Source organism: Pseudomonas sp. FSL R10-0399 (assembly GCF_009600165.1).
In the GTDB taxonomy this organism is placed as follows: Bacteria; Pseudomonadota; Gammaproteobacteria; order Pseudomonadales; family Pseudomonadaceae; genus Aquipseudomonas; species Aquipseudomonas helleri.
The window spans coordinates 1-351 of record NZ_WIWK01000314.1 but is presented as its reverse complement, the minus strand read 5'-3'; the positions used below and the strand labels follow the sequence as shown (position 1 = coordinate 351).

The following is a 351-nucleotide window of genomic DNA, read 5'->3' as shown; positions in this document are numbered from 1 at the left end:
CGCGATGGCATCACCGCGTTTTTGCAGGCATACCGAGTGGCTGGATCGCTCAGGTCCTCTGTAGGAGTCGAGCTTGCTCGCGATGGCATCACCGTGTTTTTGCAGGCATACCGAGTGGCTGGATCGCTCAGGTCCTCTGTAGGAGTCGAGCTTGCTCGCGATGGCATCACCGCGTTTTTGCAGGCATACCGCGACGCCTTGATCGCGAGCAAGCTCGCTCCTACAGATGTGTGAACGGCTCAATTTCTCTGCAGGGGCGCGATGGCATCACCGTGTTTTTGCAGGCATACCGAGTGGCTGGATCGCTCAGGTCCTCTGTAGGAGTCGAGCTTGCTCGCGATGGCATCACCG

1 protein-coding gene is annotated in these 351 nt (G+C 58.7%); it reads left to right on the top strand.

Going from position 1 to position 351, the window contains the following annotated elements; translation table 11 throughout:
• Positions 1–234, top strand: a 234-nt coding sequence (locus GHO41_RS30175; protein WP_218580295.1) for a hypothetical protein, incomplete at its 5' end; no start/stop codon positions are given.
• Positions 235–351: the final 117 nt, after the last annotated feature.